12 protein-coding genes are annotated in these 13,572 nt (G+C 53.3%); 4 read left to right on the top strand and 8 right to left on the bottom strand.

Features of this window, described 5'->3' with window-relative positions; genetic code table 11:
• Positions 1 to 26 precede the first annotated feature (26 nt).
• From serS to ACJJID_RS06650, 6 genes are all read right to left on the bottom strand, one after another.
• Positions 27 to 1,310 (bottom strand): serine--tRNA ligase, encoded by a 1,284-nt coding sequence (serS, locus tag ACJJID_RS06675; protein WP_444922009.1) that lies wholly within the window; start codon positions 1,308 to 1,310, stop codon positions 27 to 29.
• Between the two features lie 55 nt (positions 1,311 to 1,365).
• Complete coding sequence (gene crcB / locus ACJJID_RS06670; RefSeq protein WP_444922008.1) at positions 1,366 to 1,740, bottom strand: fluoride efflux transporter CrcB; 375 nt, start codon at positions 1,738 to 1,740, stop codon at positions 1,366 to 1,368.
• 39 nt (positions 1,741 to 1,779) lie between these two features.
• Positions 1,780 to 3,123 carry a replication-associated recombination protein A gene (locus ACJJID_RS06665; RefSeq protein WP_444922007.1) on the bottom strand — a complete coding sequence of 448 codons (1,344 nt, stop codon included), beginning with the start codon at positions 3,121 to 3,123 and terminating at the stop codon, positions 1,780 to 1,782.
• Positions 3,116 to 3,727, bottom strand: coding sequence for an outer membrane lipoprotein chaperone LolA (gene lolA, locus ACJJID_RS06660; protein WP_444922006.1), 612 nt, complete (start codon positions 3,725 to 3,727; stop codon positions 3,116 to 3,118). Before lolA ends, ACJJID_RS06665 begins: the two co-directional genes overlap by 8 nt.
• An 85-nt stretch (positions 3,728 to 3,812) precedes the next feature.
• Complete coding sequence (locus tag ACJJID_RS06655; protein ID WP_444922005.1) at positions 3,813 to 6,155, bottom strand: DNA translocase FtsK; 2,343 nt, start codon at positions 6,153 to 6,155, stop codon at positions 3,813 to 3,815.
• 98 nt (positions 6,156 to 6,253) lie between these two features.
• The gene (locus ACJJID_RS06650; RefSeq protein WP_444922004.1) at positions 6,254 to 7,291 is read right to left on the bottom strand and encodes a class I SAM-dependent methyltransferase; all 1,038 of its coding nucleotides are present in this window, start codon (positions 7,289 to 7,291) and stop codon (positions 6,254 to 6,256) included.
• Between the two features lie 401 nt (positions 7,292 to 7,692).
• Here ACJJID_RS06650 and trxB point away from each other — a divergent pair, with 401 nt between their 5' ends.
• The 4 genes from trxB (at position 7,693) to infA (ending at position 10,481) form a co-directional block, all read left to right on the top strand.
• Positions 7,693 to 8,634 (top strand): thioredoxin-disulfide reductase, encoded by a 942-nt coding sequence (gene trxB / locus ACJJID_RS06645; RefSeq protein WP_444922003.1) that lies wholly within the window; start codon positions 7,693 to 7,695, stop codon positions 8,632 to 8,634.
• A 69-nt stretch (positions 8,635 to 8,703) separates the two neighbouring features.
• Entirely contained in the window at positions 8,704 to 9,423 is a 720-nt protein-coding gene (gene aat / locus ACJJID_RS06640; RefSeq protein ID WP_444922002.1) for a leucyl/phenylalanyl-tRNA--protein transferase, read from the top strand.
• The gene (locus tag ACJJID_RS06635; RefSeq protein WP_444922001.1) at positions 9,416 to 10,135 is read left to right on the top strand and encodes an arginyltransferase; all 720 of its coding nucleotides are present in this window, start codon (positions 9,416 to 9,418) and stop codon (positions 10,133 to 10,135) included. Before aat ends, ACJJID_RS06635 begins: the two co-directional genes overlap by 8 nt.
• A 127-nt stretch (positions 10,136 to 10,262) precedes the next feature.
• Positions 10,263 to 10,481 carry a translation initiation factor IF-1 gene (gene infA / locus ACJJID_RS06630; RefSeq protein ID WP_010130378.1) on the top strand — a complete coding sequence of 73 codons (219 nt, stop codon included), beginning with the start codon at positions 10,263 to 10,265 and terminating at the stop codon, positions 10,479 to 10,481.
• Positions 10,482 to 10,572: 91 nt separating this feature from the next.
• On the opposite strand, the gene clpA is transcribed toward infA, so the two are convergent.
• Together clpA and clpS are read right to left on the bottom strand one after the other, a co-directional pair.
• Entirely contained in the window at positions 10,573 to 12,858 is a 2,286-nt protein-coding gene (gene clpA / locus ACJJID_RS06625) for an ATP-dependent Clp protease ATP-binding subunit ClpA (protein WP_444922000.1), read from the bottom strand.
• A gap of 134 nt (positions 12,859 to 12,992) precedes the next feature.
• On the bottom strand, positions 12,993 to 13,373 hold the full coding sequence (gene clpS, locus ACJJID_RS06620; RefSeq protein WP_444921999.1) for an ATP-dependent Clp protease adapter ClpS: 381 nt from the start codon (positions 13,371 to 13,373) through the stop codon (positions 12,993 to 12,995).
• Between the last annotated feature and the right edge of the window lie 199 nt (positions 13,374 to 13,572).

The following is a 13,572-nucleotide window of genomic DNA, read 5'->3' as shown; positions in this document are numbered from 1 at the left end:
TTGTTCGCCCTTTTAAATCACCGCATTTAGACAGCGGAGATAACCTCTTGGCCGCGCATATAGGGGCGCAGCGCTTCGGGCACCTCGATACTGCCATCCTCGCGCTGATAGTTTTCCAGCACCGCGATCAAGGTGCGCCCCACTGCCAAACCGGAGCCGTTTAGTGTGTGCAACAACTCGGGCTTGCCGGTTTCCGGGTTGCGCCAGCGCGCCTTCATACGGCGTGCCTGGAAATCACCAACCAGGGAGCAAGAAGAGATTTCACGGTACTTATCCTGGGAGGGAATCCAGACTTCGATATCGTAAGTCTTACGCGCGGCGAATCCGATATCACCACCACACAGCACTACAGTGCGATAAGGCAAGTTCAGCTTTTGCAGGATCGCCTCAGCATTTTTGGTAAGGGTCTCCAACGCCTCTTCAGACTGATCCGGGCGCGCTGCCCATACCAGTTCTACTTTTTCAAACTGGTGTTGGCGAATCATGCCGCGGGTGTCGCGGCCGTGTGAACCGGCCTCTGAGCGGAAGCAAGTTGTGTGCGCTACCAGTTTGTGCGGCAGGGAGTCGCTGTCCTCAACAATATGATCGCGATACATATTGGTCAGCGGCACTTCCGCGGTAGGAATCATATAGAAGCCGCGCTCATCGGTGAGCTTGAACAAGTCTTCCTCAAACTTTGGCAACTGAGAGGTTCCGTACAGGGAGTCGCTGTTGACGATCACCGGTACATTGGTCTCTTTATAGCCATGCTCTTCGACGTGCGTGTCGAGCATAAATTGGGCAAGGGCGCGATGCAGGCGCGCAACCTCACCGGACATCACGGCAAAGCGCGAGCCAGTGAGTTTTACCGCCATTTCGAAATCGAGACCGCCGAGCTGAGAGCCCAGATCAACATGGTCTTTGACCTCAAAATCAAAAGTACGCGGCTGCCCCCAGCGACGCACTTCTACGTTATCATCTTCACTCTCGCCTTCAGGGACAGAGTCATCCGGCAGGTTGGGGATCGCGGAGAGAATCGCATCCAACTCTTCCTGTAACTCAGACAACGCTTGCTTGGCATTTTGCAGTTCGCCCCCGAGAGACTCGACTTCTTTGAGCAGGGGAGCAATATCTTCTCCGGCAGCCTTGGCCCGCCCGATATTTTTCGATTTGCTATTGCGCTCGTTTTGCAAACTCTCGGTGCGCACCTGCAGCTCTTTACGGCGCTCCTCGAGGGCTTCCAGTTTGGCAGTATCCAGTTCCACACCGCGCTTTTTCAAGGCTGCGGCCACTTGGTCCATATCCGTGCGAATCAGTTTGGGATCGAGCATCGTTTCCAGTTCGCCTGTAATCAGGCTCCTACAACAAAATTAAAGTAAATATTGGTTAAAAATAACGCGTCGCCAGGGCGACTGCGGCTCCTGTGGCCGCCAAGCAGCAAATGAGACTGCCGACGATATAGCCAAGAGCCATCAAAGGCTGGCCATTGTGCCACAGTATCAGGCTCTCTAGGGAGAAAGTGGAAAAGGTAGTCAGTGCACCGAACATTCCTGTCATGATCAACAGGCGCCACTCCTCCCCAAGCATTGCCCTGTGAGTGATCAATATGTAGGCAATACCGATAAGGAATGAGCCCAGCACATTAACGATCAGTGTGCCGAGTGGGAATTTCCCGTTAAATACCGGGTAGGTCCAGACAGTAATCTGGTGACGAAGTATTGCCCCCAAGGCACCACCTATGGCGATGGCGAGCCACTGCATAGATTTTCCTTCTATTCCTTTCCACTTGCTCTTAAAGCACTACGATTTATTTTTATAGCGCTGCTCTTCGCTTTCGCTGTTAAGACGTCGCAGCACCTGCAACTTTTCAGAAATCTTTAGCTCCAGCCCACGGGGTACAGGCTGGTAATACTGCCTGTCTGCAATCTCTTCGGGGAAGTAGTTCTCTCCCGCCGCGAAAGCATCGGGCTCGTCGTGGGCATAGCGGTACTCTGCACCGTGAGACAGACTCTTCGCCAACTTAGTGGGGGCATTGCGTAAATGAACGGGCACTTCGTAACTGGGTTCGCGGCGTACATCGGCCACTGCGCGTTTATAAGCACTGTAAACCGCGTTACTTTTTGCTGCGACTGCAAGATAAGTAATTGCTTGCGCAATAGCCAGCTCCCCCTCCGGGCTACCGAGACGCTCCTGGACATCCCAGGCATTCAGAGCCAACTGCAGCGCGCGTGGATCGGCATTACCAATGTCTTCACTGGCCATACGCACTACCCGGCGGGCGACATATAAGGGATCGCAGCCACCATCGAGCATGCGCACAAACCAGTAGAGCGCTGCATCGGGATCTGAGCCCCGCACAGATTTATGCATGGCAGAAATCTGGTCGTAAAAATAATCACCGCCCTTGTCGAATCGGCGCACATCGGCGCTGAGTACTTCGCTGAGTACGTCTTTATCGACCACCAGCCTACCGCCCTCTTCCCTGGCCAGGTCGCAGGCGACTTCGAGTAAGTTCAAGGCGCTGCGTGCATCCCCATCGGCCGCGCGGGCAATCTTGCCCAAAACATTTTCTGGCACATGGACACTTCGCTCGCGTAATTGATCATCCGCCTGCAGCGCATACTGCAGTAGCCCAAGCAAGTCTTCTTCAGGAATACTGCGCAGCAGATAAACCCGGCAGCGGGACAGGAGCGCATTGTTCAACTCAAAGGCCGGGTTTTCAGTAGTGGCGCCAACAAAAGTCACGGTGCCCTCTTCCACATAGGGAAGAAAAGCATCCTGCTGCGCTTTGTTGAAACGGTGTACTTCGTCGACAAAAAGAATGGTGTTACGGCCTGACTGCATTCGCCGTTGTTCGGCTTCAGCAACTGCCTGCCGAATATCCTTCACTCCCGCCAATACTGCAGACAGGGTGGCGAAGTGCGCATCACACTCTGCCGCCAACAGCCGGGCAAATGTGGTCTTGCCGACGCCCGGCGGCCCCCACAAAATCATCGAGTGCAACTGGCCACGCTCAACTGCTTCCCGCAGAGGTTTTCCCTTGCCCAATAAATGTGATTGGCCCACATAGTGGGCCAGGGAATCGGGCCGCATTCTCGCGGCCAGTGGTTGGTGCGTTGGCGGAGTTTGAAACAGATCACTCATCTTTGATTATGTCTGTACCGGCGGGTGGCTTGAAATTAAAGAGGGACTCAGAAAGTTTCGGGTTTGCTTTCATGCTGTTGAAAACAATCTCCGTTGTCTGCCCCATGCTGTCGCGTACTTTCATAGAGGATGGCAAACCATCTTTAGCAAAACGGATTTCCATCGACTTAAACGGCGCCTTTGGATTTTTTGGCACCAGCTGATAAACGCCCTCTTTTAAGCTCACATCGAAAGATTTGCGAATATCCTCAACCTTGCCGCCGAGCAACAGTGCTGGGGTTTCTTTCATACGCTCATCCACCGGACGAACGGTGACTTGCTCAAGATCCGGATCATAGAGCCATAGAGTTTTATTATTGGTCACCAATAGTTGGGCATAAGGCTCACCTGTTTTCCAGCGTAACTTACCCGGACGCTGCACAGAAAAGTTGCCGTTGCTTTTTTGCGAAACCTTGCCGCGCTCATCAATCAAGGTCTGCTTAAAATTTCCAGACAGGGAAGACAGGGGTTGCAGTAGTTTGCCGAGATCTTCGGTAGCGTCGGCCCAGGCTGCACTGGTCACAACCGTCAATGCCACCAGCAAGTTGCGTAGAATATTCTTCATCATTGATTTCCAGTGTGTTGATTTCCCTAAAGATTAGCCAGCAAGAAGTGAACCGTAGCTTAACTGCGATTGGCGATGCCCCCTCTTATGCGGGGGGCGGAGCCAACACTTCACGGTTGCCATTATGTCCAGCGGGCGACACAACGCCGGCAGCCTCCATGGCATCGATAATTCGCGCGGCGCGATTGTAGCCGATGCGAAGCTGGCGCTGTACTGAAGAGATGGACGCTTTGCGCGATTTGGTGACAAAAGCAACGGCTTCATCGTAAAGAGCATCAGCCTCAGGGTCATCTTCATCACCGCCCTCGGACTGCAGACCAGGCACTGGAATACTGTTGTTGCTGTCATCAACGATACCGTCGATATATTCGGGCTCACCCCGGCGCGTCCAGTCTGCAACCACTTTATGCACCTCATGATCGTCAACAAAAGCGCCGTGAACCCGCACTGGCACCCCACTGCCTGGAGGCAGGTAAAGCATATCGCCGTGGCCGAGCAGCTGCTCGGCGCCGCCTTGATCAAGAATGGTGCGAGAATCCACTTTGGAGGAGACCTGGAAACCGATACGGGTAGGCACATTGGCCTTGATCAATCCGGTAATCACATCCACCGAGGGCCGCTGGGTTGCTAACAGCAGATGAATACCTGCGGCCCGGGCTTTCTGTGCAATACGGGCAATCAGCTGTTCCACCTTTTTGCCAACAATCATCATCATGTCGGCAAATTCATCAATAACAACCACGATTGCGGGCAGAGCCTTAAGTGCAGGGGCGGTTTGCTCTTCAGCCGGAACGCTGGAAGCAGGATCTGGTTCCCAAATAGGGTCCAGAATCGGCTCACCAGCTTCTTCTGCCTCTCTTATCTTGCGATTAAAGCCCGCCAGATTGCGCACCCCCATCGCCGCCATCAATTTATAGCGACGCTCCATCTCACCCACACACCAGCGCAAACCATTGGCCGCGTCATTCATATCGGTGATCACCGGGGTGAGTAGGTGGGGAATACCCTCGTATACCGATAATTCCAACATCTTCGGGTCCACCAAAATCAGGCGGACCTCCTCGGGCGTGGACTTATAAAGCAGGCTGAGCAGCATCACATTGATGCCCACGGATTTACCAGAACCGGTGGTACCGGCGACTAGGAGGTGGGGCATCTTAGCGAGATCCGCCACTACCGGCTGACCGGAAATATCGTGCCCAAGCGCCAGAGTCAGAGGCGATTTGGCATTTTCATAGACATCGGCGGACAGCACCTCACTGAGGCGCACCATCTGCCGATTCTCATTGGGAATCTCAATACCCACTACCGATTTACCCGGAATCACCTCCACCACACGGACACTGATTACCGCCAGGGATCTGGCCAGGTCTTTAGCCAGGTTGGAGATTTTACTCACCTTCACCCCCGGCGCCGGCTGGATCTCAAAGCGGGTCACCACGGGGCCAGGCAGTACCGATACAACCTCGGCTACCACACCAAAATCCTTGAGTTTCAATTCCAACAAGCGAGACAGTGCTTCGAGGGACTCCCTGGAAAAGCCCGGCTTCTTATTCTGATCGGAGGGATCGAGAAGCCCTAAAGGTGGCAAGGTTCCAGTTACAGGCCCAGCCTTGAATAGCTCGCCCTGCTTTTCCTTTGCCGCCCGGGGGCTCTGCTTCGGCTTTGGTGCCGTCGCTTCGATCTTGGGTGGAATGCGCTTGGCTGTGCGCTGTTTCTCTTCTTCCACGGCGGCTTTGCGTACCACTATAGCTTCCCGCGCCACCCGTTGTTCTGTGCGCTTCTGACGCCACTGCTTGTAGCAGCTAGCCAACCAGGCAATAAGCCCCAACACATTGCGGCCGATGGATTCCACCAGCTTGAGCCAGGAAAGACCGGTAAACACGGTGGTACCAATAGCGAAAATCGCCAGCAATAAAATGGTCGCGCCAACATAACCGAGACTCCCCTCCAGGGAACTCGACAATGCATCGCCAATGATCCCACCATTAGTGAACGGCAGTGGATTTTCTGCAGGGGAAAAACAGAGTGTCGCCAAAGAGGCGCCACTGACTAGCAGAAGGGTCAGGCCAAAGACTCTAAGTGCAAGCAGAGGAGCATGAAATCGCGCATTGCGATCGCGCAAGATTTTATAGGCGCGCAAGCCGATCAACAGAGGGAACAGGTAAGCCATCCAACCCAGTAGTGAAAGGCACACATCGGCGAGCCAGGCCCCAGCCGGTCCAATGGCATTGTGAATTTTTCCTAACTGACCGGTATGGGACCAACCTGGATCCTGGGAGTCATAACTCAGCAGGCTGATAGCTAATAGTAGTGCACCCGCTAGCAGACTGATTAATGCACCCTCGCGAACCAAGCGGGCGACGAGTGAATCCGGCAATACACCGCTCTTCGCGGAATTTTCTTCGGTTGCGCTCTCGGCCTTCAATGGCTTACCTCAATAATCTTTGTTGTTACTTTCTGGCACTGGTAATAAACGGAAATCGCTACTTAAGCGATTTCCTCGATGGCCTAATTATCTTTGATTTATGCTGGTTTGTATGTGCGATATATACAAGCCGGAATCTTAAGGGAAATATCCTCTCCAGTATCCCGCCAACACAACGAATCTCTTATCTCATGGGGCACTCTGTCGCGGGCAAAGTTATTCAGTATTTCTAGTTTGCTAGAGTCTCCACCCAGCTCGGCGACCAGGCTTGCTCGGGTGCTGTAAGTGAATTCAGTCTGAAATATTTCCTCACATCCACTGAATCCAGCACTTTTAAATAGCCAGGATAACTGGTCCTGCCTGGGGAAGTAGCGGTTGAATGCTTGAGATTCGCAGCCAGCCAAAATGCTGGTTTTTCGTACGATATCTGTAAATACATCCTGTATCACACCGGTGGCAGGCAGCAATTGCCAAATAATGAAGCGCCCCCCCCTCTTCAGAACTCGAAAGACATTCCTCATTACCAACGGTTGGTCCAATTGGGGCACTTCGTGCAATCCCATTTTGAGCACTACTGCATCAAAAGATTCCTTTTCATAAGGCAACGCCCTGGCATCACCCACAGTAACATCGACAACCCTTTCACGCACTTTTGGGTCAATACGCTTGAGCTGGGAGTGGTGGGTATCGCACAGACTGAGTGCAATCTCCATTGACTTTTTATCACCATACTCCAACAGCAACTGGCTGACAGCTCCACTGCCGCTCATTAGGTCCAGTACTTTGTTTCCCTCTCTGAGATCCAGCGCTTCGAGTAGTTTTGCTTTCGATTCGGGTGAAGCCACGAAGGCGTCTAAAGCATCATGGGAGAGGACATTGTACCCATCCGCCACAATATCGCATCTGACCTGCAGCTTGAGGGATGCGAACAACTCCACTAAATCTGGAGGGCCATGCAAACTGGCAATATGACTACCGTCAGGCCCTAAGTCGACAGAAAGCCTCAAGGAGAAAGTGTCATCCAGGATTTCCGACACAAATACCTGTGCTTCATTACTGAGACTGAAGGTAAATGTGGGGTGGCCAATCAAGTTACTGCCCAGATTCAACGGTACTATTTTTCTGCCCTGCCTCATGGCTTCGCCCTTTGGCCGTTGTTATGCATCCGAAATTTGGCTAATTACCAAAAGGATGAAAACACCTCCTCCGAGCCCTCTTGTGACCAAATACAAATACTTTATAAGACCTTTCGGGCAGACTTCACATTAAATAAATCGCAATTTATTCAATAAAAACAAGGAATTATTAGCAATTATTGATGTCATTTCTGGATAGATAGAACCGGACCGACCCGCCGTAGCGATCCAAATAGCACTTCCCAATGGCATAAATTGAGGCAAACTATTTCGCCGCATTGTCACTATCGCCTATCATATCGGCCAATCTAATAGCTTTGGCTGATTAAAATATGGCCAGCTAGGTGGACCCCCAGTTCACTGGGTAAACTTTGCACTCAGACAGGTTTAAAGAGAGTTTCATGAGCAACAACCATCATCGACTGATTATTCTCGGTTCTGGTCCTGCAGGCTACACAGCAGCCATCTACGCAGCCCGCGCAAATTTGAATCCCGTAGTGATCACCGGCATGCAGCAGGGTGGACAGCTGACTACTACCACAGAAGTTGAAAACTGGCCCGGTGGTATCGCCGACCTGCAAGGTCCCGACCTGATGGTGCAAATGCAGCAACACGCCGAGCGTTTCGACACCCAGATTATTTTCGACCACATCGAGTCTGTAGATCTGAACAACCGCCCATTCACCCTGAAGGGCAATGAAACCTACACCTGCGATGCACTGATCATTGCCACAGGCGCCTCTGCTCAGTACCTGGGCCTGCCCTCCGAGGAAGCCTTCCAAGGCCGCGGCGTCAGTGCCTGTGCCACCTGTGATGGTTTTTTCTATCGCGATCAAAAAGTGGCGGTAGTAGGCGGCGGCAACACCGCTGTTGAAGAGGCCCTTTACTTGTCTAACATCGCCAGTGAAGTCACACTGATTCACCGCCGCGACGAACTTCGTGCGGAAAAGATTCTGCAAAATCGCCTGATGGATAAGGTGGAAAACGGCAATATCAAACTTTGCTTTCACCACACCCTCGACGAAGTTCTTGGGGATGACAGCGGTGTAACTGGTCTGCGCGTTCGCAGCACACAGGACGACTCTACCAAGGAGCTTGAAGTCTCTGGTGTGTTTATCGCGATTGGCCACAAGCCCAATACCGATATTTTTAAAGATCAGCTGGAAATGAACAACGGCTATATCATCGTACAAAGTGGCCTGGAGGGTAACGCGACCCAGACATCTGTGCCCGGTGTGTTCGCTGCAGGCGATGTGTCTGATCATATCTACCGCCAGGCGGTCACTTCCGCCGGAACTGGCTGTATGGCAGCTCTGGATGCCGAGCGTTTCCTCGACGCTTAATAAGCGCTTCTCCCCCGGGTATCCACAAGGCTACCCGGGCCTCTTCAGGCCCAGGACAGGTATCAGTTTGTGGCAAGGAATACCCAAAGCCGCCTGATGTGGCTCGATCACAACCATATCGATTTCCCCCCTACCCAGACTGCTCTCGACGACCCCAATGGGCTACTCGCTGCGGGGGGAGACCTCTCTCCAGATTGGCTGTTAGCAGCCTACGGACGCGGTATCTTTCCTTGGTTCTCCGATGACCAGCCCATCCTATGGTGGTCCCCCTCGCCACGCTGCGTGGTGATACCTAGTGACTTTCGTATTGGCCGCAGCCTGCGCAAGGTGCTGCGCCGAGGTACATTCTCGGTCACATTTGACCAGGCCTTCAAAGCGGTCATCGAGGGCTGCCGCGCCCCCAGAACCTCTGAGGATGGCACCTGGATCACCGATGAAATGACCGAGGCGTATGTCGATATGCATCACCTTGGCCATGCCCACTCCGTCGAAGTATGGCGCGACGGGCAGTTGGTTGGCGGGCTTTATGGCATAGCCATCGGCCGGGTATTTTTTGGCGAATCAATGTTTCACCGGGAAACGGATGCTTCCAAAGTCGCTTTTGTCCACCTCGTTCGCCAATTAGAATTGTGGGGCTGCCCTTTCATCGACTGCCAGGTAGGCAATCCTCACTTAAGCAGTCTCGGGGCCGTTGAATTGTGTCGTAGGGACTTCGAACACTTGCTGGAATGCGGCCTGGCACAACCCGCCTTCCCGCAGCCTTGGAAACTTACGTGGACTTATGGGTAAATATTCTCAGCTCGACTCGGTCCGCCTGCTGGCAACCCTGCCCCACCCATGTGGCTACCTGCCGGACAGGGAGGCCACAACGGTATTTGTGGACCCGCAGACAGAGGTAGACCAACGCCTATACAACCGCCTTTCAGAGCTGGGCTTCCGCCGCAGTGGTGCCTATCTCTACCGACCCCAATGCGCCACCTGCAGAGCCTGTGTACCAGCCCGTGTACCTGTGGGTCTTTTTGTGCCCGATCGCAACCAGCGGCGCTGCTGGAAGCGCAACAAGGATCTGGATATCTTTCATATCGAATCCATCGACACAGACGAACATTACGAGCTGTACGCTCGCTATATTGAGCAGCGCCACGCCGACGGAGAAATGTACCCTCCCAGCCGCGAGCAATATCGCAGCTTCTTGAGTCCAGCCTGGGGGGCCACACGCTATATCGAACTGCGTGCGAGGGGGCGTCTCGTGGCTGTAGCGGTTACCGACCTTCTCACTGCAGGCCTGTCGGCCATCTATACTTTCTTCGACCCGGATGAAGACAAACGCAGCCTCGGCAGCTATTGCATTCTCTACCAGATCGAATGGGCCAGGAGGCTGGGCCTCTCCAATCTCTATTTGGGCTATTGGATCGAGAAGTGCCACAAAATGGCCTATAAAAGCCAGTTCAAGCCGATAGAAATGCTCACGGAGAACCGCTGGAGCTTGAAGTCTCTATAGCCCCATTGCACGCGCCCTTTGCTCTATTCTGCCTTTTCGTGCAAAATGCTCGCCCGTCGAGCCGCGGCTAGGCAAGATTGCCTCCGGGGTAAAGGTCTGATCAAGTTTATTTGAAGGTTGCTGCCGCATGGCAAAAGACGATTATATTGAAATGGAAGGCGAGGTGATCGACACCCTGCCAAATACCACTTTCCGCGTAAAGCTGGAAAACGGACACGTGGTCATTGCGCACATCTCAGGAAAGATGCGTAAAAACTACATTCGCATCCTCACTGGCGACAAGGTCAAGGTGGAGCTTACGCCCTACGACCTGAGCAAAGGCCGCATTACGTACCGCGCCCGTTAATTCGCTCGCCAGGCAAAAGCCTCCAAGGCGATTTGCTGTGATACAAAAAAGCCACCTTACGGTGGCTTTTTTGATGGGCTTGCGAGCAAAATCAGGCCGGAACCGCCGTCTTTATGGATATTTCGTCATTTTCTATGACGACCACTACACGGCCACCCTCTTCCGCCAACTCCCCAAACAGAACGGACTCCGCCAGGGGTTTACGCAACTTGTCTCGTATCAAGCGGGACATTGGGCGAGCACCCATTTTCTCATCATAACCGCGAATAGCCAGCCACTCGCGGGCCTCATCTTCCACGATCAGGGTTACACGAGAGTCATCCAGCTGCGCCTGCAACTCGACAATAAACTTATCCACCACCGTTTTAACCACATCCAATGGAAGAGCACCAAATTGGATAATACTGTCGAGGCGGTTGCGGAACTCGGGGGTAAACATCTTTTTGATCTCCTCCATACCATCGGAGGAGTGATCCTGACTGGAAAAACCGATAGATCGACGGCTCATCAGTTCAGCACCAGCATTCGTGGTCATAATCAGGATCACATTGCGGAAATCCGCTTTGCGCCCGTTATTGTCCGTCAGGGTCCCATGATCCATCACCTGCAGAAGCAGGTTAAATACTTCGGGGTGGGCCTTCTCGATCTCATCGAGTAACACCACACTGTGCGGATGCTTGGTCACCGCATCGGTTAACAACCCGCCTTGATCGAAGCCCACATAGCCGGGAGGCGCACCAATCAGGCGGGAAACCGTGTGGCGCTCCATATACTCGGACATATCGAAGCGAATAAGCTCGATCCCCATGACCTTGGCCAGCTGACGGCAGAGCTCGGTCTTACCGACCCCTGTAGGGCCAGAGAACAAGAACGAGCCTATGGGTTTCTCCTCAGCACCGAGTCCTGCACGACTCAGCTTAATGGCCGTACTGAGCGCTTCAATCGCCCGATCCTGACCAAAGACCACCATCTTGAGATTATCGTCTAGTCGCGATAACTGCTCCTTGTCCGAAGCGGAGACACTCTTCGCCGGGATCCGAGCCATTTTGGCTATTACTTCTTCGATTTCACCAACACCAATCACCTCTGTGCGCTCCTCAACGGACAGAAGGGATTGATAGGCCCCCGCCTCATCAATCACATCGATCGCTTTATCGGGCAGGAAACGCTCGGTGATATGACGACTGGAGAGCTGGGCGGCGGCATCAAGGGCGGCATCGGTGAAACGCACTTTATGATGATCCTCGAAGCAGCTCCTGAGCCCCTGCAGTATCTGTACCGTCTCCTCTACCGAAGGCTCACTGACATCGATTTTTTGGAATCGGCGTGAGAGCGCGCGATCTTTCTCGAAGATACCGCGGTATTCGGTAAAGGTGGTGGAGCCAATGCAGCGAAGCTGACCGCTGGAAAGCAGCGGTTTCAGCAGGTTGGAAGCGTCCATAACGCCGCCGGATGCTGCGCCGGCTCCAATAATGGTATGGATCTCATCAATAAACAGGACTGCATGCTCGCGCTTCTTCAGCTCGGCTAACAATGCTTTGAAACGCTTCTCAAAATCACCCCGATACTTGGTTCCGGCAAGCAGAGAGCCCAGATCAAGAGAGTAAATGGTACTGTCTTTTAATGGCTCTGGAATATCCTCATCCACAATTCGCCTGGCCAAGCCTTCAGCGATTGCTGTTTTACCGACGCCGGATTCACCCACCAACAGGGGGTTATTCTTGCGGCGTCGCGCGAGGACCTGGGTAACCCGCTCAACTTCGGGACCACGCCCGACCAGTGGGTCGATCCGACCGAGGATTGCCTCCTGGTTCAGGTTGGTTGCATAGCTCTCCAGGGGGTCAGAGCCTCCGGGTTCGGTACCGGTACTGATCTCCTCTTCCACCTGCTCCTGGGTGGCATCTGAGCCATGGTGGTGATTGTGGTTGTTGCCGCTGGAACCGACCCTGGAAATCCCATGGGTGATGTAATTGACTACATCAATGCGCGCAACACTCTGCTGCTTCAGATAGTAAACGGCTTGACTTTCCTGTTCACAGAAAATGGCGACCAACACATTAGCCCCGGTAACCTCTTTTTTACCCGATGACTGAACGTGGAAAACGGCCCTCTGCAATACCCTTTGGAACCCCAGGGTAGGCTGGGTCTCGCGATCGGTATCTGCCTCCGGGATTAACGGCGTGGTAGAGTCCACAAACTCCAACAGTTCGCGGCGCAATGCGCTCAGGTCGGCCCCGCAGGCATGCAACACGTCAGCAGCCGACTCATTGTCCAGGAGCGCCAGCAGCAGGTGCTCCACAGTCATGAATTCGTGCCGCTTCGCTCGCGCACCCTTGAACGCCAGATTGAGCGTTACCTCTAAGTCCTTGCTGAGCATTTAAACCTCAAACCCTAATCGCCAATATTCCCCGCCGACTCCGCTGGTAGGCGCGCACCCTTTGCCGGCATCTATCTCCTGGCTGATTCCTTTCAGGTGACGGGACCCTTGTGCTAAAGCAGCTTTAATATAAATCAATCGTCTTTACTCTCGTCCGCCTCTATCTCACACAACAACGGATGCTCATTCTCCTGGGCGAACTGATTAACCTGCGCGGCCTTTGTCTCCGCTATATCCCGAGTATAGACACCGCACACTGCTTTTCCCCGCGTGTGTACTTGCAGCATCAACTCTGTGGCGCGCTCACGGTTGACCCCAAAAAATAACTCCAGAGTCTCCACAACAAAGTCCATGGGGGTGTAGTCATCATTCAACATGATGACCTTATACATAGGCGGGCGTTTGAGCCGTGGCGGCGCCTCTTCCAGTGCGAGCCCGCCATCGGAACCCTCACCCTCTAAATAATCTTCTCCAGAATCACTGGAGCCTAGTTTAATGACCTGCAAAATACTCATAACAATTATCAATGTGTTCTAACGAGCTTTAGTAGCACGACATGCTCAACCGTCAACGACCTGCCATTGTAACCTTATTTGACCAACGACACAGGGACATCACAGCCTCAAGCGCAGCTTCTTGACATTCCTATAGCAGTTGACTACAAGAGGTAGTGCCTGCTCATTCACAGCCATTAGTCGCAGATAGGATCGCAGT

The organism is Microbulbifer sp. CnH-101-G (genome assembly GCF_052466775.1).
The sequence above is the reverse complement of the archived record's forward strand: the minus strand, read 5'-3'. Positions and strand labels throughout refer to the sequence as shown.

Coding starts and splice junctions, on each gene's coding strand:
- serS (WP_444922009.1), bottom strand. CDS start 1,310: ATGCTCGATCCCAAACTGATTCGCACGGATATGGACCAAGTGGCCGCA.
- crcB (WP_444922008.1), bottom strand. CDS start 1,740: ATGCAGTGGCTCGCCATCGCCATAGGTGGTGCCTTGGGGGCAATACTT.
- ACJJID_RS06665 (WP_444922007.1), bottom strand. CDS start 3,123: ATGAGTGATCTGTTTCAAACTCCGCCAACGCACCAACCACTGGCCGCG.
- lolA (WP_444922006.1), bottom strand. CDS start 3,727: ATGAAGAATATTCTACGCAACTTGCTGGTGGCATTGACGGTTGTGACC.
- ACJJID_RS06650 (WP_444922004.1), bottom strand. CDS start 7,291: ATGAGGCAGGGCAGAAAAATAGTACCGTTGAATCTGGGCAGTAACTTG.
- trxB (WP_444922003.1), top strand. CDS start 7,693: ATGAGCAACAACCATCATCGACTGATTATTCTCGGTTCTGGTCCTGCA.
- ACJJID_RS06635 (WP_444922001.1), top strand. CDS start 9,416: ATGGGTAAATATTCTCAGCTCGACTCGGTCCGCCTGCTGGCAACCCTG.
- infA (WP_010130378.1), top strand. CDS start 10,263: ATGGCAAAAGACGATTATATTGAAATGGAAGGCGAGGTGATCGACACC.
- clpA (WP_444922000.1), bottom strand. CDS start 12,858: ATGCTCAGCAAGGACTTAGAGGTAACGCTCAATCTGGCGTTCAAGGGT.
- clpS (WP_444921999.1), bottom strand. CDS start 13,373: ATGAGTATTTTGCAGGTCATTAAACTAGGCTCCAGTGATTCTGGAGAA.